At 36.8% G+C, this 24,170-nt stretch carries 17 protein-coding genes, 2 tRNA genes and 6 pseudogenes; 6 read left to right on the forward strand and 19 right to left on the reverse strand.

Features of this window, described 5'->3' with window-relative positions; genetic code table 11:
• Positions 1-11: 11 nt before the first annotated feature.
• Entirely contained in the window at positions 12-908 is an 897-nt protein-coding gene (locus OWR28_RS18715; RefSeq protein ID WP_332387991.1) for a 3-hydroxyacyl-CoA dehydrogenase, read from the forward strand.
• A 366-nt stretch (positions 909-1,274) separates the two neighbouring features.
• On the opposite strand, the pseudogene OWR28_RS18720 reads toward OWR28_RS18715, so the two are convergent.
• Positions 1,275-2,942: pseudogene (locus OWR28_RS18720) on the reverse strand (glutamine--tRNA ligase/YqeY domain fusion protein); the annotation flags it as partial.
• Positions 2,943-3,096: 154 nt separating this feature from the next.
• On the opposite strand from OWR28_RS18720, the gene OWR28_RS18725 reads away from it, so the two are divergent.
• Complete coding sequence (locus OWR28_RS18725) at positions 3,097-4,227, forward strand: alpha/beta hydrolase (protein WP_332387992.1); 1,131 nt, start codon at positions 3,097-3,099, stop codon at positions 4,225-4,227.
• Positions 4,228-4,748: 521 nt separating this feature from the next.
• Here OWR28_RS18725 and OWR28_RS18730 read toward each other — a convergent pair.
• The 3 genes and pseudogenes from OWR28_RS18730 to OWR28_RS27125 all read right to left on the reverse strand — a co-directional run.
• A pseudogene (locus tag OWR28_RS18730) lies at positions 4,749-5,750 on the reverse strand (o-succinylbenzoate synthase).
• Positions 5,751-6,164 carry a hypothetical protein gene (locus OWR28_RS27120; RefSeq protein WP_494168487.1) on the reverse strand — a complete coding sequence of 138 codons (414 nt, stop codon included), beginning with the start codon at positions 6,162-6,164 and terminating at the stop codon, positions 5,751-5,753.
• A 63-nt stretch (positions 6,165-6,227) separates the two neighbouring features.
• A pseudogene (locus OWR28_RS27125) lies at positions 6,228-6,765 on the reverse strand (class 1 fructose-bisphosphatase); the annotation flags it as partial.
• A gap of 323 nt (positions 6,766-7,088) precedes the next feature.
• Between OWR28_RS27125 and OWR28_RS18740 the strand changes: the two are divergent.
• From OWR28_RS18740 to OWR28_RS18750, 3 genes and pseudogenes are all read left to right on the forward strand, one after another.
• Positions 7,089-8,324: pseudogene (locus OWR28_RS18740) on the forward strand (aspartate kinase).
• A gap of 22 nt (positions 8,325-8,346) precedes the next feature.
• Positions 8,347-10,185 (forward strand): annotated as a pseudogene (locus OWR28_RS18745) (bifunctional lysophospholipid acyltransferase family protein/GNAT family N-acetyltransferase).
• 109 nt (positions 10,186-10,294) lie between these two features.
• Positions 10,295-10,367: transfer RNA gene (locus OWR28_RS18750), tRNA-Phe, on the forward strand.
• A 96-nt stretch (positions 10,368-10,463) separates the two neighbouring features.
• On the opposite strand, the gene OWR28_RS18755 is transcribed toward OWR28_RS18750, so the two are convergent.
• From OWR28_RS18755 to tssD, 13 genes and pseudogenes are all read right to left on the reverse strand, one after another.
• On the reverse strand, positions 10,464-10,628 hold the full coding sequence (locus OWR28_RS18755; RefSeq protein ID WP_332387993.1) for a hypothetical protein: 165 nt from the start codon (positions 10,626-10,628) through the stop codon (positions 10,464-10,466).
• A gap of 13 nt (positions 10,629-10,641) precedes the next feature.
• A complete protein-coding gene (locus OWR28_RS18760; RefSeq protein ID WP_332387994.1) occupies positions 10,642-11,751 on the reverse strand; it encodes a hypothetical protein in 1,110 nt (369 codons plus the stop codon).
• A 13-nt stretch (positions 11,752-11,764) separates the two neighbouring features.
• Positions 11,765-12,304, reverse strand: a complete 540-nt coding sequence (locus tag OWR28_RS18765; RefSeq protein ID WP_332387995.1) for a TIGR02594 family protein — start codon at positions 12,302-12,304, stop codon at positions 11,765-11,767.
• Positions 12,305-12,338: 34 nt separating this feature from the next.
• Positions 12,339-12,476: a hypothetical protein gene (locus OWR28_RS18770; RefSeq protein WP_332387996.1), complete on the reverse strand. Its 138-nt coding sequence runs from the start codon at positions 12,474-12,476 to the stop codon at positions 12,339-12,341.
• Positions 12,477-12,550: 74 nt separating this feature from the next.
• Complete coding sequence (locus OWR28_RS18775) at positions 12,551-13,270, reverse strand: hypothetical protein (RefSeq protein ID WP_332387997.1); 720 nt, start codon at positions 13,268-13,270, stop codon at positions 12,551-12,553.
• 59 nt (positions 13,271-13,329) lie between these two features.
• Entirely contained in the window at positions 13,330-15,948 is a 2,619-nt protein-coding gene (locus OWR28_RS18780) for a hypothetical protein (protein WP_332387999.1), read from the reverse strand.
• A gap of 23 nt (positions 15,949-15,971) precedes the next feature.
• Positions 15,972-16,760 carry a hypothetical protein gene (locus tag OWR28_RS18785; protein ID WP_332388000.1) on the reverse strand — a complete coding sequence of 263 codons (789 nt, stop codon included), beginning with the start codon at positions 16,758-16,760 and terminating at the stop codon, positions 15,972-15,974.
• 22 nt (positions 16,761-16,782) lie between these two features.
• The gene (locus tag OWR28_RS18790) at positions 16,783-17,022 is read right to left on the reverse strand and encodes a hypothetical protein (protein ID WP_332388001.1); all 240 of its coding nucleotides are present in this window, start codon (positions 17,020-17,022) and stop codon (positions 16,783-16,785) included.
• 49 nt (positions 17,023-17,071) lie between these two features.
• On the reverse strand, positions 17,072-17,614 hold the full coding sequence (locus tag OWR28_RS18795; RefSeq protein ID WP_332388002.1) for a hypothetical protein: 543 nt from the start codon (positions 17,612-17,614) through the stop codon (positions 17,072-17,074).
• Positions 17,615-17,618: 4 nt separating this feature from the next.
• Complete coding sequence (locus tag OWR28_RS18800; protein WP_332388003.1) at positions 17,619-17,939, reverse strand: hypothetical protein; 321 nt, start codon at positions 17,937-17,939, stop codon at positions 17,619-17,621.
• 22 nt (positions 17,940-17,961) lie between these two features.
• Complete coding sequence (locus OWR28_RS18805; protein WP_332388004.1) at positions 17,962-18,978, reverse strand: hypothetical protein; 1,017 nt, start codon at positions 18,976-18,978, stop codon at positions 17,962-17,964.
• 1 nt (position 18,979) lies between these two features.
• A pseudogene (locus OWR28_RS27130) lies at positions 18,980-20,859 on the reverse strand (type VI secretion system Vgr family protein).
• A 124-nt stretch (positions 20,860-20,983) separates the two neighbouring features.
• Positions 20,984-21,388 carry a type VI secretion system tube protein TssD gene (gene tssD, locus OWR28_RS18820; RefSeq protein WP_047421063.1) on the reverse strand — a complete coding sequence of 135 codons (405 nt, stop codon included), beginning with the start codon at positions 21,386-21,388 and terminating at the stop codon, positions 20,984-20,986.
• A gap of 432 nt (positions 21,389-21,820) precedes the next feature.
• On the opposite strand from tssD, the gene OWR28_RS18825 reads away from it, so the two are divergent.
• Positions 21,821-21,893 (forward strand) — tRNA-Phe (locus tag OWR28_RS18825).
• 114 nt (positions 21,894-22,007) lie between these two features.
• On the opposite strand, the gene OWR28_RS18830 is transcribed toward OWR28_RS18825, so the two are convergent.
• Positions 22,008-22,769, reverse strand: a complete 762-nt coding sequence (locus tag OWR28_RS18830) for a LytTR family DNA-binding domain-containing protein (protein ID WP_332388008.1) — start codon at positions 22,767-22,769, stop codon at positions 22,008-22,010.
• A gap of 179 nt (positions 22,770-22,948) precedes the next feature.
• On the reverse strand, positions 22,949-24,166 hold the full coding sequence (locus tag OWR28_RS18835; protein ID WP_332388010.1) for a RagB/SusD family nutrient uptake outer membrane protein: 1,218 nt from the start codon (positions 24,164-24,166) through the stop codon (positions 22,949-22,951).
• Positions 24,167-24,170: the final 4 nt, after the last annotated feature.

Below are 24,170 nucleotides of genomic sequence, written 5' to 3' on the forward strand. Positions count from 1 at the left end.
AAATAAATCACATGGATTTCAAAAATATAACGATAGCGGGAAGCGGCGTATTGGGATATCAGATCGCCTTCCAGACTGCCTATCACGGTTTCAAAGTTACCGTATATGATATCAATGATGAAATATTGGAAAAAGCCAAAGGTAAATTCACTGCTCTAAGTGAAGCTTATAAAAAAGACCTGGGTGCAACGCAGGAACAACTTGATGCCACATTTAAAAATATCAGCTATTCATCTGATCTTGCTGAAGCAGTGAAAGATGCCGACCTTCTGATAGAAGCTGTTCCTGAAGATCCAGCCATTAAAACGGAATTCTATCATAAGCTGGCGCAGGTAGCCCCTGAAAAAACCGTATTTGCAACGAATTCTTCCACTCTTCTTCCAAGCCAGTTTGCTGAAGCTACAGGAAGGCCGGAAAAGTTTGTAGCCCTTCATTTTGCCAATGAAATCTGGAAGCACAATACCGGAGAAGTAATGCGTCATCCCGGAACTTCGCAGGAAGTATTTGATTCGCTTATCAACTTTGCAAAAGCGATTGGAATGGTAGCACTGCCTATCCTGAAGGAACAACCGGGATATATTGTCAACTCATTATTGGTTCCGCTGCTTGGCGCTGCAGTCAATCTCTGGGTAGATGAAGTCTCAGATATAGAAACGATCGACAAGACATGGATGGTCGCTACCGGAGCACCAGCCGGCCCGTTTGGAATTCTGGATATTGTAGGAATTACGACGGCTTATCATATTAATAAGATGGAAGCTGAAGAAACTCAGGAACCGCTAAAGATCAAAGCTGTTGAGAAATTAAAAGAAGAGTATATTGATAAAGGAAAGCTGGGAGTACTGGCTGGAGAAGGATTTTATAAATACCCAAACCCCGCCTATCAGGACAAGGATTTCCTGAAATAGAATCTTATTTCAGATTTTAAACTATTAAAATAAAATCAGGACTTCAATGAAGTTCTGATTTTGTTTATCAAATATTTTTAAAGTATTTCAGGTTATCAATTGTATGTTGTAAAATGCAAGGACGCAAGGTTATTTTTTCAACCGCTTTTAAGACGTGAAGATTTTATCTCGATAAAATTGTATACTGCTTTTATTCCTAAAGATAAGAATAGTGATGATAGGCATTACACTTGCTGGAAATCTTCGACTTCCTCGCGCCTTAAAAATAATCACCTACACAAAATTCTTAGCGCCTTTGCGTTTTCCAACAAAAAAGCAGGACTCCAAATGAAGTCCTGCTTTTGGTTTATGATCTTTTCCTGAAGATTATTCAGGTTTATAAGAATCTTTCAATGTTACTGTTCGGTTGAATACCAATGTATCATCTGTAGAATCCTGATCTTTCGTAAAATATCCGATTCTCTGGAACTGTAATGGCTCTCCCACCGCAACATCTTTCAGACCTGGTTCCGCAAATCCTTTTACCGTTGTTACAGATTCCGGGTTGATGAAGTTTAAGAAATCTACGTCTTTTTCCGCATCAGGCTGTTCCACTGTAAACAGTTGGTTGTAGATTCTTACTTCTACAGGAATAGCATGTTTTGCAGATACCCAGTGTAAAGTTCCTTTTACTTTTCTTAAACTTTCCTCTGTTCCGCTTCCTGATTTACTCTTCTCATCATAAGTAGCGTAAATGGTTGTAATCTCCCCATTTTCATCCTTTTCTACCCTCTCCGCTTTAATGATATAAGCAGATTTTAAACGGACTTCCCCACCTAATTTAAGTCTGAAGAATTTATTATTAGCTTCTTCTTTGAAGTCTTCTCTTTCAATATATAACTCCCTTGAGAACGGAATTTCTCTCGTCCCTGCATCTTCCTGTTCCGGATTATTTTCAGTTTCCAACCATTCTTCCTTGCCCTCAGGATAGTTTTCGATCACTAATTTCACCGGATCTACAACAGCCATCACACGCTTGGCAACTTTATTAAGGTCTTCACGTACACAGAAATCAAGCAACTGAATTTCAATAAGGTTCTCTCTTTTTGCCACCCCTACTTTCTCAATGAAGTTTCTGATAGAAGCCGGAGTAAATCCTTTTCTTCTCATTCCGGAAATAGTAGGCATCCTGGGATCATCCCATCCGGTTACAACCCCTTCAGCCACTAATCTCTGCAGCTTTCTTTTGGAAGTAATCATATAGGAAACATTCATCCTTGCAAATTCTCTCTGCTTGGGAGCTACCTTAGATTCATCATATACCTGATCCAGATACCAGTTATAAAGAGGTCTGTGATTTTCAAACTCCAATGAACACAATGAGTGCGAAACCTGCTCTAGGTAATCTGATTCACCATGTGCCCAGTCGTACATCGGATAGATTTTCCAAGCGGTACCTGTTCTGTGGTGCGGTCTTTTCAGAATTCTGTACATCACAGGGTCACGCATATTCATATTGGGAGAAAGCATATCGATTTTGGCACGAAGTGACATTGTTCCTTCTTCAAACTCCCCGTTTTTCATTCTTTCAAACAGGTCCAAAGATTCTTCTACCGGACGGTTTCTGTAAGGTGATTCCACTCCCGGTTCTGTAGGATTTTTTCTTTGCTCGGTAATCACTTCAGAAGGCTGCTCATCTACATACGCCTTTCCTTCTTTAATCAATTGTACTGCCCATTCGTAAAGCTGCTGGAAGTAGTCGGATGCATACAATTCTTTATCCCATTTGAACCCAAGCCATTCAACGTCTTTCTTGATAGAATCTACGAATTCCTGCTCTTCTTTTTCAGGGTTCGTATCGTCGAAACGAAGGTTAACGGGAGCGTTGTATTTTTCGCCCAGACCAAAGTTGATGCAGATCGCTTTTGTATGACCTACATGCAGATAACCATTGGGTTCAGGCGGAAAACGGAAACGGATCTGATCTCTTTTCAGACCGTTTGCCAGATCATCTTCAATAATTTGCTCAATAAAATTGAGGGATTTTTTCTTCTTCCATTAAAGTAGCTTTTGTTTTTAGCAAAAAAGTTTTACAAAGTTACGGAAAAATAAGCTTTTGTAAAAGTCATAGTTTAAAACCGTTATTAGCTGAAATTCAATATTTTTCACTAATTTAGGAAAACTAAAACCGTTATAACCAATAACCATCATGGCTGTTTATATCTTAAGCAACCGGAAAATTATCCGGCATAAAGGTGAAAGAGTAGACTCTTTTTCCAATGAAGAATACTCGATTCCTAATTTCAGAATTGCCAAGTGTGATTTTGAAAATTATACGGAGCCTACAGCGCAGGTTAAAAAGAAAAAAGACTATACCAACAGAAATATTTTAAATTACAAGCTTTTTTCAGAACCCGAAAAGCAGGGATATGAAGAGGTTCTGGAAGTTCTGTTGAGTGAAAAAGGAATTAAAAAATCATCCCTTACTGCCAATAATCTAGGGGGAACCCAAAGGATGTTTTATGAACTGTACAAAAACATGTCTTCCACTAAAGACAGAAGCGACGTCCTGATATTTATCCATGGTTATTTATATGATTTTGATGATGAATTAAAAGCTATTCTCGATCTTAAGAAAATATTCATTGATAATCCGGCATCTCCAGTAGAACATATTTTATTCGTAAGCTGGCCGGCTTCCGGCAGTATGATCCCATTAAGCTATTTTGATGATAAAGCTTCCAGCATCAACTCGGGAACATCTCTGATGAGATTGTTTTATTTCTACACCCAATTTTTAAAAGATATTTTTTCCAACAGGGATCTTGCGCCCTGTAATCAGAGGATACATCTTATGGCCCATTCTATGGGAAACAGAGTGCTTCAAAGTATGTTATACAGCCTTAAAAGGGAAAATATCCTTCGTGTTATCGATCAGGTTCTCCTGTTAAATGCAGATGTGAGCTATAAAGTATTTGAAGATGCTGAAGATTCATTTAATAAACTTCCTTTACTGGCTAACAGAATTTCCATTTATTTAAACAGGCAGGATATTATTCTCGGAGCTTCTCAGTTTACAAAAAATATTCTCACCCCAAGGCTTGGTAAAAATGGCCCGAGCGACATTGAACAGTATAAAGATATTGTTTCTGTTATCGACTGTACGTTTGTAAAAGATGACCTTCTGAACAGCTTAAAGTATGAAATAGGAAACCATTGGGGATATCTTTCCAGCTCTCAGGTTCAAAATGATATCTTCCAGAATTTATACGGAATTGACAGAAGTCTTATTACCGGCAGATCTAAAGAGAGTGAAAACATTTTCACAATTATTTCTTAACAAATAATTAAAATAATCCCTAAAAATGAATTATACGTTAAAAATTCTCTAAAAACCACCAGTATGGCACAATGATTGCTAATTCATTTATTAGGGAATTACAATTTTTAATTATGGGACAGATTAAAAAAGGTTTTCTAATATATTAAACTATATCAAGAAAGCTATTTTCGTAAAGGATGTGATTTAATTGTGTAACAACCTCTAAATCAACAAAATATTCGATCCACTACTGCCAGGTCCTCCTACAGACCGGATTAAAAAAATTCAAATGTTCTGAACAGGAAGGGATTGCAGGTTAAAAACTGAAACCAACCAAATCCATATTTAATACACTAAAAAGATTCGTATTCATTATCATGAAAAATAAATGAAATGAACTAAAATCAAAGAACATACCCGCTTGAATGTTACAAATGGGATCCCGCTGCTATGTGCTGCAGATCATGGGCACCGGACTACTGTGAACAAGCTACATGTCCAGATTCACTCCACCATTATGTTAATTAAACTTTTATCAGCTATATTTTGAACCAAAGCAGCTCATTTCTGAGTTCTAAACCGGATTCAAAATTATTGACAAATAAAGCTCCAGTGCCTAAACCTTGAGGCATTGGATTTTTTTGGTAAAAGTATATTGGGCGATAGCATTCAGCCCAATGTTGCTTTCCAAAGCTGATGTGATCCACCAACCGATATTATGATTCTCAGCAAGGTAGATCCATTCATCCGAACCGGAAAAACCTCCTACCAATGCAGGTTTTAAAATTATATATTGTGGCTTAATTTTTTCTAAAAGCTGTTTCTTTTTTCAGGATCAATAATTCCGATCAGCTCTTCATCCAATGCAATCGGAGTGGGAGTTTTTGCACACAATTCAGCCATATCATTCCAGTTTCCGGCTTTGATAGGTTGTTCAATAGAATGGATATGAAGATCAGAAAGCTGTTCTAAAACAACTACCGCTTCGTTTTTACTGAATCCTCCATTGGCATCAACACGCAGTTCCAACTGATCTTTGGAAAATTTCTCTCTTAATTGCTGAAGGATAATGTGTTCAGATTTCCAATCAACCCCGATTTTTAATTTGATGCAATGAAAACCTTTTTCCAGTTTCTCATGAATTTGTTCTTCCATATACGCTGCATCTCCCATCCATATCAAGCCATTGATGGTAATAGAAGATTTTCCTTCAGTAAAATCACTCGGAAAATAAAGGTTTCCGCCATTTCTAAGGTTCAGAACAGCCTGTTCATAACCAAACCAGATCGATGGAAATTCTTTCAGTTCTTCTTCAGAAAAGCTGCATCCAGGTTGATATTTTCACAAAGCCATTCCAGTTTTTTTTCATAATCAGGTCTGTCATCAAAACTCAATCCTCTGAAAACAGCACATTCACCTATCCCTTTTCTTCCCTCTTCAGAAACAGTCAGGATAAAGGTTTCCTTATCAAGCAAAACGCCGCGAGATGTTCCACTCGGGCGTTTAAATTGTAATAAATATTTCAGATATGTTGCTTCCATTTATTTTACGCTGTCAATTCGCATAAATTCTTCGGCTTTTTCTACCATCTCTACGCTTCCGCAGAAGAACGGGATTCTCTGGTGAAGTTCAGTAGGTTCTATTTCAAGAATTCTTCGGAATCCGTCTGTTGCTTTTCCTCCTGCCTGCTCTGCAAGAAATGCCATAGGATTGCATTCGTATAAAAGTCTCAATTTACCGTTTGGAGCCTGTGAATAAGAAGGGTAAATATAAATTCCTCCTTTCAGCATATTTCTGTGAAAGTCTGCCACCAATGAACCGATATACCTTGAAGTGTAAGGACGGTCACCTTCTTCCATCTGACAGTATTTAAGATAATTCTTTACTCCCTGAGGAAACTTGATGTAATTTCCTTCGTTGATGGAATAAATTTTACCTGTTTTTGGGAACGTCATGTTTGGATGAGAAAGATAGTAAGTTCCTAATGATGGATCTAATGTAAATCCGTTTACCCCATTTCCTGTTGTATAAACAATCATTGTGGATGAACCGTAAATAACATATCCCGCTGCAATCTGATTGATTCCTTTCTGTAAAAAGTCTTCCAGCTGTACAGGTGTTCCGGGTTCTGTAACTCTTCTGTAGATAGAAAATAGTTCCTACCGATACATTAACGTCAATATTGGAAGATCCGTCCAAAGGATCAATAAGTACTACATATTTACTTAAATGTCCGTTCTCACCGCATTTAATATCAATAAAGTCATCATTTTCCTCGGAAGCAATACCACAAACAACCTCTCTCTGAGACAAAGCCGTAATAAAAATTTCGTTGGCGATTACATCAAGTTTCTGCTGTTCTTCTCCCTGAATATTCTGATTTCCTGCAGCTCCTGTTATATCTACAATTCCGGCTTTGTTTACTTCTCTGTTTACCACTTTCGAAGCCAATCTTATTGCACTTAGAAGACGAGAGAATTCACCTGTAGAATACTGAAAATCGTCCTGTTTATCTATAAGAAATTCTCCTAAAGTCTGTAATGGTTGATTTGACATATTTTTCTTTTTACGTTTTGCCCAAATTTCGGAAAATTTATCGCATTAAGAAAATTTAATTACAGCTGTCATTACTAACTGTATTTCAATACAATACAAAACTAAAATATCATAACAGAAGGTTTCTGCCCAAAATTCCAGGCCCAAATTTGTGACATCAGACTCATGAAAAGTCGGATTATTTCATGAATCGTTGATTTTAAGGAAATCTTAATTCTATCTCACCTCCGGGCTATTTCATATCTCGTTGTAAATTTATAATTTTGACGTCCGTAAAAAACTCATGTAATTTTTTATCTAACAATTTTATTTTTAACAATTTAATGAAAATTTTCAAGTTTGGTGGAGCATCTGTAAAAGATGCTGACAGTGTTAAAAACGTGTCCAGGGTTTTACAAAGCCAGGGATTTGCCAAATGTTTGCTGGTGATTTCGGCAATGGGCAAAACGACCAACGAGTTGGAAAAAGTTGTAGAGCTTTATTTCAAAAAAGATAACTATCAAACTGAAATTGAAAAGATAAAACGAAAACATATTGAGATTGCGGAGGGACTTTTCTCTGAAAACCATGCGGTTTTTGCTGAAATCAATCTCTTTTTTGATGATATTGATTCTTTTTTAAGAAGAAACAAGTCTCCCAACTACAACTTTGTATACGATCAGGTAGTAAGCTGCGGAGAAATGATTTCTACGAAAATCGTAAGTGAGTACCTGAATGAGATCCAGTTTACCAATCAATGGTTAGATGCCAGAGATTATATAAAAACAGATAATTCATACAGAGAAGGTACAGTAGACTGGACAAGAACTGAAGAATTTATTTCAAATCTTAATCCTGAAATCTGCTATGTAACTCAGGGATTCATTGGGTCTGACGAGAATAATTTTACGGTAACATTAGGCAGAGAAGGCTCTGACTACTCCGCTGCCATTTTTGCCTATTGCTTAAATGCAGAAGCGATGACCATCTGGAAAGATGTCCCGGGAGTAATGACGGGAGATCCAAGAAAGTTCAGTGATGTAAAGCTGCTGTCCAATATCTCCTACGAGGAAGCGATTGAGATGGCTTATTACGGTGCAAGTGTTATTCACCCGAAGACATTGCAGCCGCTGCAGCAGAAAAATATTCCTTTTTATGTAAAATCTTTCGTAGATCCTGCCAAAGAGGGAACAAAAGTAGGTGCTTCTGAAAAAACCAACAAGAGGAAACTTATATTCTGAAAGAAAACCAGGACCTTCTGAAAATCTCCACAAGAGACTTTTCCTTCATTGCGGAGGACCATATGAGTTTGATTTTCGGATATTTATCCAAATATAAAATCAAAGTTTCCTTAATGCAGAATTCTGCAATCTCCCTGGCATTGTGCCTGGAAGATAAGTTTAATCATATTGATGAGCTCAACGAAGAGCTTCAAAAAATTTTTAAAACCGAAGCAATTAAAAATGTATCTTTATTCACAGTAAGAAATGCGAAGAAGGATCACATTGATCAATTTTACCATGAAAAATGTATTATTGGAACAAATTTCCAAGAATACTCTTCAAATGGTAACACAATAATATTAATTGCGACTAAACACACATGAGTTTAATTTCGAAAAACGATCTGATCAAAGCTTCCGGCTTAAATAAAATCGGGTTCCTTAAGAACCCGGTAGCATCTGCTGTGATGAGCATTGCTAAAATAAATGAAGTAAATAAATTATACGATAAATTAAAAGATAAGGAAGGCAAAGACTTTTTCGACTCATTTGTGAGAGAAAGAAACCTAAGCTATGTAGCTTTTGAAGAGGACCTGGCAAAGATTCCGAAAACGGGGCCGTTTATTCTGGTTTCCAATCACCCGCTGGGTGCTATTGACGGAATCCTGATGTGCAAGATCCTGACAGAGGTTCGCCCGGATTTCAAGGTAATGGGTAATTTCCTTTTGGAAAAGATCAAACCGATGGAACCGTATGTAATCGCTGTAAATCCTTTTGAAAACAGAAAAGAAGCTTACAGCAGCTCTTCGGGAATGCGTGAAACGCTCAAACACCTGCAAAACGGAGGTTGCGTAGGTATTTTTCCGGCAGGAGAAGTTTCCAACAAGAATAATCCTTACGGAGAAATTTTAGATAAAGAATGGGAAAAACAGCACTTAAGCTTATCAGAATGGCTAAGGTCCCTGTAGTTCCGATGTATTTCCATGCCAAAAACAGCCGGCTTTTTTATCAGGTAGCCAAACTTCACCCGAATTTACAGACTCTGATGCTTCCCGCAGAAATGATGAATGACAGGGAAAAACCTATCAGAATCAGAATTGGGCGGCCTATCACCGTAAAGGCAATGGATGATATGGAAACAATAGAGGAATTGGGCGAGTTTCTGAAACGTAAGGTTTATATGATGAAATCTTATTATGAAAAAGAAAATCTCTTGCTCAGAGTATCAATCTTCAGAATTTATCGGTAAAATTCCCTTTGCTGAAAGAAGAAAATATTGTTCAGAATATTATAGATGAAACGCCTCTTGAAGATATCATCAAGGATGTTGATAAACTGAGAGGGACAGATAAAATGCTGTTCAGTAACGGAAATTATGAGATTTACTTTACGACTTATGAGGAAATTCCTTCTATCATGAGGGAAATCGGACGTCAGAGAGAGCTTACATTCCATGCTGTGGGTGAAGGAAGTAATCTTCCTTTTGACCTTGATGAGTATGATAAACATTACCATCATCTTTTCCTTTGGGATAATGGTGAGAAAAACTGGTTGGAGCCTATAGAATGGCACTGGGTAGAGAGGTCATGAAGAAATATGGCATCAAAGGCTTTTATACGAGTTCTTTATTTGAATTTGAGCAGGACATCCATCCTTTCTTTAAAAAGGTAATTGAAATGGGCCGTGCCTACATCTGCCAGGAATATCAGCAGAAACCTCTTCCTCTTTTCCTTTTATGGAGGGGAATTGTCCATGTATGCCTGAGAAATCCTGACCATAAATTTCTTATGGGGGGTGTAAGTATCTCCAATAAATTCTCAGAATTCTCAAAATCACTGATGATCGAATTTATGCGCTCCAATTATTTTGATTCTGCAGTTGCTCAATATATCACTCCAAGGAATGAATACAAGGTAAAGCTTCGTGACAGGGATAAAAACATCTTCTTTGAGGAAATGGAATCTGACCTCAACAAGCTGGATAAGATTATTGATGATCTTGAACCTGAATTGAGACTTCCTGTCCTGATCAAAAAATACATCAAACAGAATGCAAAAGTAATTGCTTTTAATGTGGATCCAAACTTTAATGATGCGATCGATGGATTGATGTATATCCGAATCAGTGATCTTCCGGAAAACACGATAAAACCGGTATTGGAAGAGATGAGCGAACAGATCAGAAAGGAGCAGGAAAATAATCCGGCTGATAATCAGTAAGTTTTTAACTTTATTCAAAAAAAGTACGATGAATACTTGCTTTGTATACTAAAACTTACTACTTTTGCATCACTTTAAAACAACGAAGTAAGTCAAACAAAAATATAATGGTTTCTTAGCTCAGTTGGTAGAGCAATGGATTGAAAATCCATGTGTCCCTGGTTCGATTCCTGGAGAAACCACTTTAAAACCTCTGATTAGTCAGAGGTTTTTTTGTTTTTAAGAGATTGAAATGTTCTGTTGAAAAAGCACAGCCATTTCTGACTGTGCTTTTCTTTTTATTTTTTAGGATGCTGTTTTCTCCATTCTGTAATATTCATGGGCTGATTATCCGGACCGCAAGTACCATTGTATTCACATTCTTCAACAAAATATTCGTCATAGTCTGCATTGTCCCACCACTCTTTAAACTTTGGAAGGTTAAAGTAATTATTTTTCTGCAAGATTTCTTTGGAACTATCCCCCAAAAAAGCGTAACCTGCCCATCATTTTTGTTCCGTCATTATAAGAAGGATTATATTTATACTGTTCTGCAAAATAAGCGAGATTAGCCATTATTTTTATCTTTTCAGCTTCTTTTAAAACTTTTGATTCAGGATTATCATTATTCCCCAGATACTCTAAATAGGATTTAATATTATCCAGAATAAATCTGTTCTCAGAAGAATCATTGGGAAGATACAGTTTTTGGAGTACCTTAAACGTATTGGCATGAAGCCTTATATTTTCATCACAATCTTTTATCCAGAATAATTTACCGTAGTCAGATGGATCTTTTTTATCAAATTTTGTTCTTTCAATAACCCAGCTCAGCAAGTCAGTATCTTGTGTATAACCAAAAGTCTTTACCAAAGCATCCATAAAATATGAATCATTAAGGGTAAGCCATTTATACTGAGCTTTGTTTTCATTAAATAGATATAAGTTTCGGGCGATTAATGTTTGCAAATTCTTTTTTCTCTGTTCTTTCAGATTGGAAACGTCTTTCCATAAATATTTCTTTACTTCATTTCCACTTGCGTCTTTATAGCTTCCGGGAGCTGAATTCTCTTCCCGGGCTGTTTCTGAATATGTTTTTTGATAATCAATAATTGCGGGAAGCGGATAAAGATCAGTGATGAAGTTCTGATTTTTGACTACGAATATCCCATTATTCTCTGCATTATTTGGAAAGAAATGCAGCTCCTTATCACACTTATCAATAAAATTGACATACAGAAACTTATTGCTGGAATTTTTATCAATAATGCGGTTAAAAATCTGTTTAATTTTGTTGTTAAATTCTTCATTACTTAAGGATTTATATCCGTTATCCAATAACAATTGATTAAGTATTGGGGTAGTTACTTCCAGATCTTTTTCAGAATACAGATATGGATTATCAAAAGAAGGTTTTCCGTATTCTAACTGTTTTTTTAGCATAGCATTAACATCTTGATTAAATTGCAGACCTGCTGAACTTTCTGTAATAGCTGTCACATTCTTATTGCTTTCAGCCTTTTTATCTTGACATGATACTAAAGCAGATGAAATAAAAAGCAGGCTCATTAAAATTCTATGTTTCATTTTCTTTTTTTATTTAAAGTTCAGATCCTTTTGCACCAGGATTTCCTTTATATTCCGGTAAATTATAATCTGCGTCTGTAATTTCGTAATTTGTTGGGACTACATAGGCATAATAATCAGAAATTTCATAAGCTACGCAATACAATTTCTGTGATTGATTACCTCCTAAAATAACGACTTTATTTCCTTTTTTTCCAGCAACAAAACCTACATGCCCGCCTCCGGTTCTTGTTTTCACAGCAATTGCCCCGTAAACAGGCTTTTTCAGGTCTTTCCCTTCTGCCCACGTTGCCCATTTTAACGCCCTTACGGCATCATATCCTTTTTCAGTAGTAACTCCTTCGTAACCGTAGTGTTTCATAATCCAGTTAACAAAAGCCGCACACCATGCAATAGTCGTTTCATTTTCTGTACCATTATTCATTGCATTTTCATAAGGGGTTCCATCAAAAAACTTCTGGATTTCTTTATTAGTTCCCGTTTCTACAAGATTTTTAGCTTCCTCCTTCCAAACCAGTTCCATCCATGGGGCCCTTCCTTCAAGATTTGGCATGGCCACATCTCCATCACATACTTTTTTATCGTACTTAAACCATTTTTTTAACTTCTAAAGCTTTTTTACGGCCTTCCCATCCTATTGGAGGTTTTTCCAGTCTATGTTCAGGAGAGTATCCATTTAAAATTTTTCCTTGCAGGAAAAAATATTTCTCTTCCTCCTCTTCCATCAGAATTCCAAGTTCTGTAAGGTTTTTTCCCAGTCCCTTACTAAAGTATGTACGCTTCCATGCAAGGGTTTCTGTTAATTCTTTAGAATATGGTTTTTTAGGATTAAGCTCCCATAAAGGAACTTTTTAAAATTAAAAATCCAGCCTCCTACATCTACAGCATTATGAAGGTCTTTAGAAATAAGATCTGCATTATCATCCAAAAATTTGTTTTCATCAGCATATTTATCTTTTCCATAGTTTTTATAGGGTCCGGGATTATTGTAATATCCTGTTCCGTCATCAGTTCCTGTAATCTGAAGTATCCCTCTTCCTTTATAAGTACTCTGGCTGGAAAGATATTTACTTTTTTCTTCTTTACTCTGGACAAAAAAGCCGGTTTCTTCGGATACATTTGCCAGAAATGACATTTTCTGCATGCAGCGGTTGATTCCGTTACTCGCAAACATTGCATTTACTTCACTTGTTAAGCTTTTGATGGTTTTATCCGTAATATCACAGCTTTCCTTTATTCCCTGCCAGATTTCAGTACCTCCTGTCATTGTTTTAATGAGGTCTTCCATTTCTTTTTCTGTAAAACCGCGGTTGCAATAACATGTTTTCTGCTTTCTCACCTCTGCCATTTCCACAACCACCGGCATCACATCATTCTCAATAGCTTCAGGAGTCTCTTTCTGAGATACTTTAAGGCAGCCGCTTTCGTAAAAAATAAATTGTTTTCTCAGTTCCAGCATTTCTTCTTTTGTAAAAGGGGTTCCATCTTTCTTTTTTGCATGAATCCCCAGTTTTTCCATATCCTCTGTCCGGACAAGATCTGCAGGAAGTGTACTGTTAATTGTAAACTGGCTTTTTTCTATTTTCCAGACTTTCTTTTGGGATCAGCAGGATCCTGAACCTGACGTGAGACCTGTGCTATGTAGTAATCAAAGTTTTTAGGCGGATTTTTCCATTCTTCTTTTACGGTGAAGGAAACTTCCAGCAAACCGTCTTTTCCTGTTTTTTCTTCGTTATAGCTTTGTTTGCTTTCATGAGTATAAGTAATATGGTCTTTCTCATTTAATCCTTCTTTGGGAATCTCTTTCAGAACATCAATTTTCAGGACTTCTTCAGTCATATTAACGGTATGTACCCAAAGTTTATGGGTTTTACCATAGAAAGTCTGCATCCGCTGAATATCTTTTCCGTCTTCCGTGGAGAACATAATGGAGACAATTTTCTGTTCGGAGGTGATCACCAGCTCTTCATTGGAATCTAAAACTTCCAGATAAGTTGTAGTGTTGTCTACCACCACAGGTTTAGTTCCCTGAATGGTAATATTCCCCGGAAGCACAATATCCGCAGACGAGCTTGCCTGAAGCTCTACCGTAAATACCAGACGGTAAGACGGATTGGGATTTTCAGTTGTTTTAGGAATGGCAGCCACCATTTTTTTCTTGTAATCCTCATTAGTCGTAATAAGGAAAGATGCTTTACCCTCACTGTTAAGCGTGACGGTTTTTTCCTCCAGCATGTATTTGTCTTTCTCTTTATAGAAATCATCACCTTCTCCTTTAACCCAGATTTTAATCTTTAAAGCCTGATTCTGAAGTCCGTCAATTTCAAGGAATCCATAGGTCTCTTCTCCAAATCCGGTTTCGGTACGTTTCACACCGGTTCCATAAGCCCAAAGCGCTCTTTTGACAGTAGGTTCTGAAACTTTTACTTTGGCTTCAATTTTTTTACTGTCTGTATAATCTCCGGTTAAATATGCTGAAATAGTATATTCACCAAGGTCGTTAAATGTTATGGTTCCGTCTCCGTTATTGATAACTTTATCCGGAGCTTCTATTTTTATAGCTTCATTACCTACAAGCGTAGCAATTCTTGCCGTTGCGGTATATTTTATTTTTGTTCCTTTCGGAATATTGGCAGCCGGAAGGGTGAATTTATCAATAACATTTTGGATCACCTCAAAATTGAAACAGTCTGATCCGGAAAACCCGGGCTGTTTTCCAGCTCCAACCGGATTGGCATAAGCCTCCAGCACATATTTTCCAAAATACTGATCACTGGTTAATTTTGCATCATTATACAAAAGTTCAGCGACTTTTTTATTGATTATGCCAGTGTTGAAGGAGGGTGAACCTTCAAATAATGCCACTCTCCCAATCCCCTCTTTTTTAAGATACCAATATACTGAAGTTCCCGAAGGCATATAAGCAACATTAAACTTCGAAGCCTGCACTTTGATTGTATCATTGAATCTTACCAGTCCGGGCTCTCCTTTTACTCCCATTACGCCAAGACTGTTTTCAATTTTAACTTCTACAGACTGCGGTTTGGGATCTGTAGGATCTGTAAATGCTTCTACAGTATATTTACCCGCATTTTTAAAAGTAAGAATAACACGGTCACCAACACCTGTCACGGAAACAAGATGCGAAGAAGATGCTCCGGAAGAACTGTTATACAAGACTGCTGCTCCTTGTTTTACCGTCCATTGAACGGTATTTACAGGCATAAAGAATCCTTTGTTCAGTATTTTTGTCTGATCTGTTGTAATGTTGAGTTTCCGCTCAATTGATAATGGTAGTGGAATATTAATCAATGTTGAAGCTCCCGGACTAACAATTTTTTTAACGAAATCCTGTATGATTTCTATATTGATTGAGCATTTGGCGTCACCAGCCTTTTTACCATAAGCTTCCAGTCTGTACTTCCCTTCTGTGAGACCATCAAATATCTTACTCATAGATTGGCTGAAATTGCTGCCCAGCCCGATAAACGTTTTTATTTTATCTTTTGTTCCTTCTCCTTTGAACAGCGCCCAGATAATCTTCTTTTCATCTCCTTTGAACTGAGCTTTCAATTCCAGGTTATCATTATGATCAAAAGGGTTTGTAACAGGAAACAAAGGACCATTCATTCCTTTGATATAGTAATAATTTCCGGCAGGTTTGTCTGCCAATACAGGTTTTGCCATCGAAATGGAAGATACAGCAATACTTGTCTCCGCGGCAGAGGATGTTGGCCATTGCGGTGAAGCATTAGCTACAGAAAATTCGTCAGCTTCTTTCACTTCAATTTGTGAAACATTATTGGCCTGCCCGGTGGTTGCAAAAGCGATGGTTCCGGGAACTCCATATCCTGGACAATTTCCTGTGGAAGCATCCAACAGTATTTTCATACTCTTGTTGAATTCTACATTTTCGTAATAGTCTTTATATTTGATATTGCACTTGCCTTTACATGGGTAAGTTTTCCCATCTGAGCCTTTACAGTTTCCAAATCCGTTTCCCCCTCCGAAGCTGTCTGCTTTATCATCAAGGTAAGTGGCTACAGGCTTGTTTTGCGCAAAATATTTGTTTTTGCCCAGCTTCTTTTTCTGGCTTTTCACTTCCATCGGAACGGCTGTCCCACTGGAGTTATTGGTTACAGAACTGCTGCAGTATGCAGTGGCTCCTTCTATAATGATGTATCCTTTATCCGCCATGTCATTTGTTCATAAAGTTTAAGTCATTGTGATCGTTTCCCGGTATACTGTTTTTTCTCCATCTGACAATATAAAGTCAGCCTTCTTTTGGAATACTGTTTTTTTGAGGAACTGTATTCCATTTCTATATATAATTTCGCCTGATATTGTCCCACCAGATAAGGGTATTTTTTAGCTAATTCTTCTTTTACATGATCTTGAACATGGGACTCTGAAGTAAAAAAAGCTTCAAAACCATATTCTCTCTGCTCTGCATGAATAATTCCTATACATTCTACATTACCGATTCCTTTGATATTCCATATGATGGATTCATTATTTTTCCCTCCGTTATCTACATAGTAGGGTGCAAACAACAACAGGTTCCAGAATGGTTCTTTCAATTTATTTTTATAAAAAGCGGCTTCGTCTTCAAACGCAGCCAGATACTGATTTCTGAAAACATCAGCATTCTGATATTTTTCCTGAAGACCAGCTGTTTTCAATTTCCAGTTCTCTATATTTTTCTGATGATCTGCGGCCCCAAGAAAATTCCCTCTTTCATCTACTTTTATTTCTAAAGGATAAGAGCTTTGTTCCAGAATATGGAGAATTTCCATGAATTTATTTTCAGAAGGAAAAGAAGGATCATCAATCTTTCGTATCAGCCAGTTTTTTGTATGGTCTTCGTTTATTTTTTCCTCCAGCATGATTTTATAGGATGAATAAAAACCTTTTGCTTCTCCAAAATGTATTTCAAGGGCATTCTCTACCTGGTAATTGTGAATGCCTGATATATATTTCTGGAAAGGTTTTACTCTCGTTTCTACCATACTGTTTTGTTATTACCATTGTTTAAAAGTCATTCCATTCACGGTACAGCTCATTTATTTTATGAATCATTAAACTTATTATCCATCCTGAGACCCCACCAATCAACAGATATACGAATGTTTTCATACTAAAAACCGAATGGAAAATAAATCCGGCTAAATGATCCTCTGATAAAGCGGAATCTGCTTTATCAATCACTGAATCCCATATTGAGAATAATATTCCTATAAATCCTCCTGCAGTTACTATTCTTTTCTTCATATTTCCGGAATAAAAATTGTATTAATTGTATTACTACTGATCCAAAGCTTTATTTCTTTTCAGCTATTTCATCCGGGATATTAGTAATTTCATATGATGTTTGTAAATCATTGTATATCCTTTTTGAGTCAGACAAAAGCTTAACATCTGCTTCATTATATTGTTTTTTAAAAATCGGATAGTGAAGATCTGAAGTAAACTTGTTAATGGTCTTATTTTTATCATTTATGATATAAAACCTTAAACTTGCGTAATAAGGCTGATCATAGCCAACATTGACTGCTATATCCTGATGATAATCTCCAAAATAAATATTTTCATTTTCCAAAGTAATTAATATCCTGTTTCCTTTCAGGTCAATACCGTCTGAATGGTTTATTTTAAAGGTTATTTTTTTGCTCAGCTGATGTACATTTTTATTAAATGATCGGGGAATCTCTCCTACAAAATTTTTAAATGCGGTTGTATCAATAATGGCAGAACCACTTTCTAAACTATAATTTTCCCTGTATCCGCCCAAATCCTTACTTTTATTACAGCTTATTAAGATTAGGGCTGTAAAAATTAATGTGAGAAGAGTTTTTATTTTCATAATATTATTTTGGTAAAAATTTTTCATAAGTTGCCGGTACACCAACGGGCCAGGTACCTGCTTTTACATCCAAATATGCCCCATCCGGATTCCAGATTGCTTTATCTAATTTTATTTCTTTTTTTCTGTATTTATTATAAGTATCCATATCTTTTGGATCCGACTGATACGTGTCTTTTAAATCTGTTTTAAAGTTTTCCCAGGCTGATCCTCCTTCATCATGATCTGATGCATAAGTATCCCTATGGTTCTGTGTTCCCCATGCATCTTCATACAGTGATCTCCTCATATATCCATAGACTGTTAATTTACCATGATTAGCCATTTTTTGTGCCAAGCTTTTATCTTTAAAAGCATTTGTAGTGGTCTCCGAACTTGTTCCGATACCTGTTCTGCACGCATAAGAATAAAATACAGATGCATTTCCATCTAAAAACAGCCGGATTAACTTTTGAAAAGCTTTTGGCATCAAGTTCTTGTTTATCCGCATTTTTACCCTCATACCCAAATGCTATTACTCCCTCATTGGTTGCGTTTCTTACATAACCATGAGAGTATGCAAAAATTTCCTTTACTCTTCTTTTATTATCAAAAGCTGCACTATCCCTGTTTCCAGAATTAATAATATTAATAACATCATCTATCGTAGTAACTCTTATTACTGTTAAGCCATTATTATGCTTAATTAAATCATTGGTTATTGTTGATAACTGATTTTCAGAATATCCGTCGGTAAACAGGGCTACTTTTACAAAGGGGTAATTAGGATATTGGGTACGGACTTTTCTGACTGCTTCTCCTGGAAACATCAGTTTATTTGCAATATTTGTTGAGTGCTGCTCAGTACCTATAATGATTACTATCTCTTCTTTTATTAAATATACTTCTGCTTTTACATTCGGGCTATATTCTTTAAAAAAGGCATATACTCTCAGTTTGGTTATATTTCTTTCTTTCGGTACTGCATAAGAAATCTTTTCTTCACCGGTTACCTGTGGTGCATTGGCTATATTTGTATCATCATACTGTATAGCCCATTTAAGTCTTTTCAATTCTGATTTTGTTGGCGTTCTGTTGTATTGAATGGCTTTAAAAAAATAGCTTTTCCCTTTTTCTATAATTTTAATCTCTTTTGTACATGCAAAATCTTCATAGCATTTTACCGCTTTTACCTGTAGCGGTTTTGTTTGCTCTTTCGCCTGGTATTCATCAAATTTCTTCCCTCCTTTTTTTCCATAAAAGGTATTTTCCTGAGGGGATTTAAAATCCAGAGTTCCTTTGGAAGCATCTTTCATGATATGTTCTGCTTCTTTATAGGATTTCCCAAAAACATTCCTAACAATATTTCCGCCTTCGCCTGCCATATTACTGCATTTTTACCTGTTTACCACTATTGATAAGCACTTCCCTGGCACTTTCTACATTAATCGCATCTTTTGTACTGATGTAAGAGCCGGATTCCATATTTTCCGTAATATTTTTGGCTGTAGATTTTCTTCCCGCTTCTGCCGTTTCGATGATATTACTTGCCGTTAGACTGTAGTCATCATTGGCTGTTTCTGTGATATCTTCTCCGGCCATAATATTGACATTTCTCTGAGCAGAAGCAATGATATTTTTACCTGCATTGATCTGTACATTTTCTCCGGCAGTGAAGGTGATGTTTTTGGGAGCATTGACAACAATATTTCCTTTTCCGTCCATGAGATAAGTATTTCCGCTAGGGTCTTCAATGAAAATACTTCCTTCCTGATCGTTAAAGATCACCTTATTTCCACTTCTTGTCTGGATAGATTTAAGATGGTTGTTGATACTTCCTCCCAGTGCCACCTGCCCATGGAACATACCTCCCATGGCAAACGGAAAATCAGGATGATGATATTCAAACCCAACCATTACCTGGTCCCCCACTTCAGGAACCGCCACAAAACCTCTGTTCTGTGTAATAACATCTGTTCCTCCTGCATCGGGGCTCATCATTCTGATAAAATGAGTGGTATCAGGATGTTGCTGCCAGTCAAATCTTACCTGTATTCTCCCCTGATTAAGGGGATCAGTATTGGAAATAACGGTAGCAACCTGTGGTTCGGCTTTAGGCTGTATAAAATCCGGTTTGGGCATAAAACCTGTTCCGTCAGCAATAGCTTCAAAGCTTCCGCTGTAGTACCCTCTTGCATTAACTTCATGCAAGACTTCGGTAACCGTAAGTTTTGTAAAGTAAGACGTCTGGCTGGTATCGGGCTTACGCATTTCCATATCGGCAAGACATCCCGGGTACAAAAATGGAACAGTTGTATTTCCTGAAACCGTAAATACTTCTACGGCAGCACTTCCTGCAGCACTTTTCTGGGAATCACTTACATCCACAAACATATTGGCATTGATAGGTGCCGGAGAAAGTGAACGGGTTTTAAAGATCGTACTGCTCAGTTCATAAGCCTTGGACGGAATTTCCCCTAAGTGTCTGATATTATTTTCAGAACCCAGCATTTTTGTATGGCTGCTGCTGTTATATCCAAAAACTCAGGATGGGTATGTACAGCATTCAGTTCTACCTGAACATCCGTTGCATTGCTCCCATATACAAGCCTGATCGGTTTCTCAGAAGGCGGAAGCTTTCCGAAATGAAGAACTTCACCATCGTAATAAAATTGTTCTCCATATGCTTCTGCTGTTCTTGCAAGATAATTGTAATGGGTTTCATTATATTGTGAGCTGTAATTGATATAGCTTTTATTCTGGGTATCTACTCTGAAATCGAATTTCTCCGATCCCAGTGCTTCTTTAAGTATTTTGTTGGCAATAATTCCTGTATTAACAGCCTGATCTCCTCCAAAACTCTGAGTATGGGGAGCAGCGTCCATGAGAATGGTTGGGCTTTGCCCTCTCAGTACAATATTTCCCAGACTCATTTTTTCCTGGCTGAAAGCGGCTTTAGTAATAACTCCTACAAAAGTTCTTTCCGGGCTTTCACTTTCATAATCTTTGTATTTGAAAACAATGGTAATTCTTTTTCCAAGAAACTGGCGTGCCTGTTCCAGTGTATGGTTCTGGGCTTCTCCAAGAGAATCGTGAGCCAGGATGAGTTCAAAATTGTGATGCCGCCTTGCACTTTGCTGCAGACGGAAATGTTTGAAGTGTTTGATAATTTTCCCTTCAATCACAATATCCAGCTTCACCACACGGTTGATTCCGGGAATATGATTCTCAGAAATCTTATCGGAATTCGAGATATTTTTATTCATAGTGATTAGGTGTTTTTCAGAACTTTATCTAATAACCAAGAGTTCTATAAGGTTAGAAAAGGCAGAACAGTATCCCCTGAAACGGGTGTACTATTCTGCCCTGATATTTAAATTCTGAATATTTTTAGGAAGGCCACGCTCCGAAATAAGAAGAATTTCCAAGATCTATCTGTTCTGCACTTACCACAAAGCTGATATACATACTGTTGTCATCTACCGCATCAAAGTCTACTTCGTGCTGGATAACATAACCGTTGTTCCACTTTAATGTTGTTAAAGTTCCCTCTTCATGAGATTTGTTGAAAGTGATTTCTCCTACGGTAGGTTTGTATTTACCGTTCAGTAAGCTTTCAAGGATGTCTGATTTTTCAGTAGCTTCTACCGTGATTTTGATAAGTGCATTGGAAGGATCTGATGCTACACGCCCTGATACGTCTGTAGATCTTGATACGCTATAGTTAAGTTTTAACAGCTTTTGTCCTTCACCGTTGTTGAATTTTAAAATTCCTCTTGAATTTCTTTCTGCCATGATAGTAAATTTTAATGGTTAATATATTGTGATTGTTCGTTTTATATATCACCAAATATAGACGTATTTACAAAAAGCAAGTGATATTTATTATTAAATTTCAAAAACTGTAGTAATAGTACGACTAACACTTGTTAGGATTATTAGGTATTATAAATCAGTTGTTTGCCAGTTCTCTCTATTGAAAATCAACTTATTTTGTTCCCTGTTTAAAATACAGCGGGAAATTATTCCCATCTGAAAAAGTAAAGTGTAGGAAAAAACGAAAAAATAAGAATCTATCAAAACACTGATGAACAGCACATTGAAATCAAAAACAAGTTGCATCAGGATATTTCTTCAAAAAAATAAACAAAATATTTGCGCGGTATCATAAAATGTTATACTTTTGCATCACTTTAAAACAACGAAGTAATAAACAAAAACATAAATGGTTTCTTAGCTCAGTTGGTAGAGCAATGGATTGAAAATCCATGTGTCCCTAGTTCGATTCCTGGAGAAACCACTTCAAAACCTCTAATTTATTTTAGAGGTTTTTTTGTATATACTTTTCAACTGAATATTGATTAAAAGTAATAATTAATCCAAAAAGTTAATATTTTAAGTTAAATGACTACAATCAGCTGTTCAGCCAGCCAAGACATTCAGCAATCTGGGGTTTACTGATAAAAACGTCTGTGCTCACTTCAGGTTCGGGAGAAAGTTTCAATTCTACCTTCTGGCTTGAATGCTTGATGATTTCCGTAACTGCATTTTTATTAACAATAAATTTCCGGTTAATTTTAAAGAAAATTTCCGGATTCAGCTTCTGGATAATATCTTTAATGGTATCATCATAAATATAAGTCTGATGATCTTTTGTAGTCAGGAAAAGGTATTTCCCTGAGGCAAAAAAATAAGCTGTGTTATGTTCGTCTATTGATTTAAGCTTGTTCCCTTCTCTCACCATAAAACGTTTCATCACCCCACCTTCTGTCTGGCGTAATGAGGACATAGATTTAAGGACCGGTTCAGGATCAAAATTGTTTCTTATGGATATAAATTTCTGTAAAGCTTTATGCAGGTCTTCTTCTTCAAAAGGCTTGAGAAGGTAGTCAATCGTAAAATGCCTGAAGACCCTCATGGCATATTCATCAAATGCGGTAATGAAAACAACCGGGGTAAAAAGTTCCACCTGTTCGAAAATTTCAAGGCTCATTCCGTCACCAAGATGGATATCCATAAAGATAAGATCTGCTGAATCTTTCTCAAAAAAATCAATTGCCTGCTTTTTGGAACGAAGAATAACAGTCTCTGTAACAGGGACTATGCTCTGTATATCCAAAAGGTTTTTCAGATAATTAACAGCCAGCAGTTCATCTTCTATAATGGCAATTTTCATAACGGTGCAAAAGTACAAAAAACCGCTGAAACAATTAAGTTCAAGCGGTTTCCTCTGTATTGAATTTGATATGAAGTTCTATAGATTAGGATTATTCTTCTTCGCGCTCATTGGATATTCGATGGTATATCGCGGATCATTCTGCTGAAGAATATATTCTTTGCCACTGATGGTGTGGCTTATTTTTTCTGATTGGCTCTTCTTAAATCAAACCATCTTTGCCCTTCAAGAGCAAATTCTCTGAATCTCTCATCCAGGATAAACTTCATAAATGCTGTAGAATCCATTGAGTTCACCGCATTCTGTACTGAAGTAAATCCTTCCGGAGTGTATCTGTTTTTTACTACTTTAAGAACTGTTTCTTTTGCCTCATTAAGTTTATTCAATTTTAATAATGCTTCAGATTTTATAAAGTACTGTTCTGCTGTTCTGAAAGACACTTTGAATTCTAAGCTCCCTCCTTTAATTACCTTATACTTATTCCCATTTTTTTCAAAGTATATGCCAAACCTTTTATCTGCAGCATTATTGTATGAAGAAATCAGTTCTGGAGATGCAAAAGACAAATTCTTTATAGAATTGTCCCATGTATTGTCCAAAGCCATAATAGATTCCGGGGAAGCATAATGGTTGGGCGGAGTATTTACGGTATTTAAGTTCACTAAGTCTCCTTTTACCGCCAGCACCTGATCGGCGTAATTCAATGCTTTGTTCCAATCTCCTTCGTAAAGAGCTGTTCTGGCTTCAAAAGCCAGCAATGCTGTTTTTGAGAACCTGTAATTGACTCCCAGCACCTGTTTCTGCTCTACCATCAGATCTTCTGCTTTTTTCATATCTGCATGAATCTGATTGTACACTTCCTGTACTGACGATGGTTTCAATACCGCCTCAAGGTCAATTTCAAGGTTGATGGGAACTCCTTTGTCTGTAGAAGCCGTAGCACTGTTGTATGGTTTTCCGTATAAATTCACCATATCAAAATACAGGTAAGCACGAAGGGCATAAGCTTCTGCTAAAATCTGATTCTTCTCCGGAGAATCCTGCATGGTTTTGCTTCCTTCATTGATAATCTGGTTCAGGTAGAAGTTTACAGAATAAAACCTCAGCCATGGAAATTCCGTAGATGTAGGATCATTATTCGAATCCTTCCACATTGCCATTTCACGATAAGAAACAAAATCTACTCCATTGTCATCAATATTTACCTCATCGGTACGAAGTGCTACCAGAGACTTGTGAACGGGGTATTTTGAATAGGCTGATGTAAGTACCTGTCGATAATCTTCGGCAGTAACAGGAATTACTTTTCCTTCTGGCTGAATATCTAAAAACCTGTCACATCCTATATTGACAAAGCTAATTGCAGCAAATGCTATGATTGTTGTAATTTTTCTCATTTTT

Origin of the sequence: Chryseobacterium sp. 1B4, assembly GCF_036631475.1 — a bacterium.
Lineage (GTDB): Bacteria > Bacteroidota > Bacteroidia > Flavobacteriales > Weeksellaceae > Chryseobacterium.

Bases quoted from the DNA above. Each gene is read 5' to 3' on its own strand.
- OWR28_RS18715 (WP_332387991.1), top strand. From the start codon at position 12: ATGGATTTCAAAAATATAACGATAGCGGGAAGCGGCGTATTGGGATAT.
- OWR28_RS18725 (WP_332387992.1), top strand. From the start codon at position 3,097: ATGGCTGTTTATATCTTAAGCAACCGGAAAATTATCCGGCATAAAGGT.
- OWR28_RS27120 (WP_494168487.1), bottom strand. From the start codon at position 6,164: ATGACGTTCCCAAAAACAGGTAAAATTTATTCCATCAACGAAGGAAAT.
- OWR28_RS18760 (WP_332387994.1), bottom strand. From the start codon at position 11,751: ATGAAACATAGAATTTTAATGAGCCTGCTTTTTATTTCATCTGCTTTA.
- OWR28_RS18765 (WP_332387995.1), bottom strand. From the start codon at position 12,304: ATGCCAAATCTTGAAGGAAGGGCCCCATGGATGGAACTGGTTTGGAAG.
- OWR28_RS18770 (WP_332387996.1), bottom strand. From the start codon at position 12,476: ATGGAAGAGGAGGAAGAGAAATATTTTTTCCTGCAAGGAAAAATTTTA.
- OWR28_RS18775 (WP_332387997.1), bottom strand. From the start codon at position 13,270: ATGGAAAAACTGGGGATTCATGCAAAAAAGAAAGATGGAACCCCTTTT.
- OWR28_RS18780 (WP_332387999.1), bottom strand. From the start codon at position 15,948: ATGGCGGATAAAGGATACATCATTATAGAAGGAGCCACTGCATACTGC.
- OWR28_RS18785 (WP_332388000.1), bottom strand. From the start codon at position 16,760: ATGGTAGAAACGAGAGTAAAACCTTTCCAGAAATATATATCAGGCATT.
- OWR28_RS18790 (WP_332388001.1), bottom strand. From the start codon at position 17,022: ATGAAGAAAAGAATAGTAACTGCAGGAGGATTTATAGGAATATTATTC.
- OWR28_RS18795 (WP_332388002.1), bottom strand. From the start codon at position 17,614: ATGAAAATAAAAACTCTTCTCACATTAATTTTTACAGCCCTAATCTTA.
- OWR28_RS18800 (WP_332388003.1), bottom strand. From the start codon at position 17,939: ATGGCTAATCATGGTAAATTAACAGTCTATGGATATATGAGGAGATCA.
- OWR28_RS18805 (WP_332388004.1), bottom strand. From the start codon at position 18,978: ATGGCAGGCGAAGGCGGAAATATTGTTAGGAATGTTTTTGGGAAATCC.
- tssD (WP_047421063.1), bottom strand. From the start codon at position 21,388: ATGGCAGAAAGAAATTCAAGAGGAATTTTAAAATTCAACAACGGTGAA.
- OWR28_RS18830 (WP_332388008.1), bottom strand. From the start codon at position 22,769: ATGAAAATTGCCATTATAGAAGATGAACTGCTGGCTGTTAATTATCTG.
- OWR28_RS18835 (WP_332388010.1), bottom strand. From the start codon at position 24,166: ATGAGAAAAATTACAACAATCATAGCATTTGCTGCAATTAGCTTTGTC.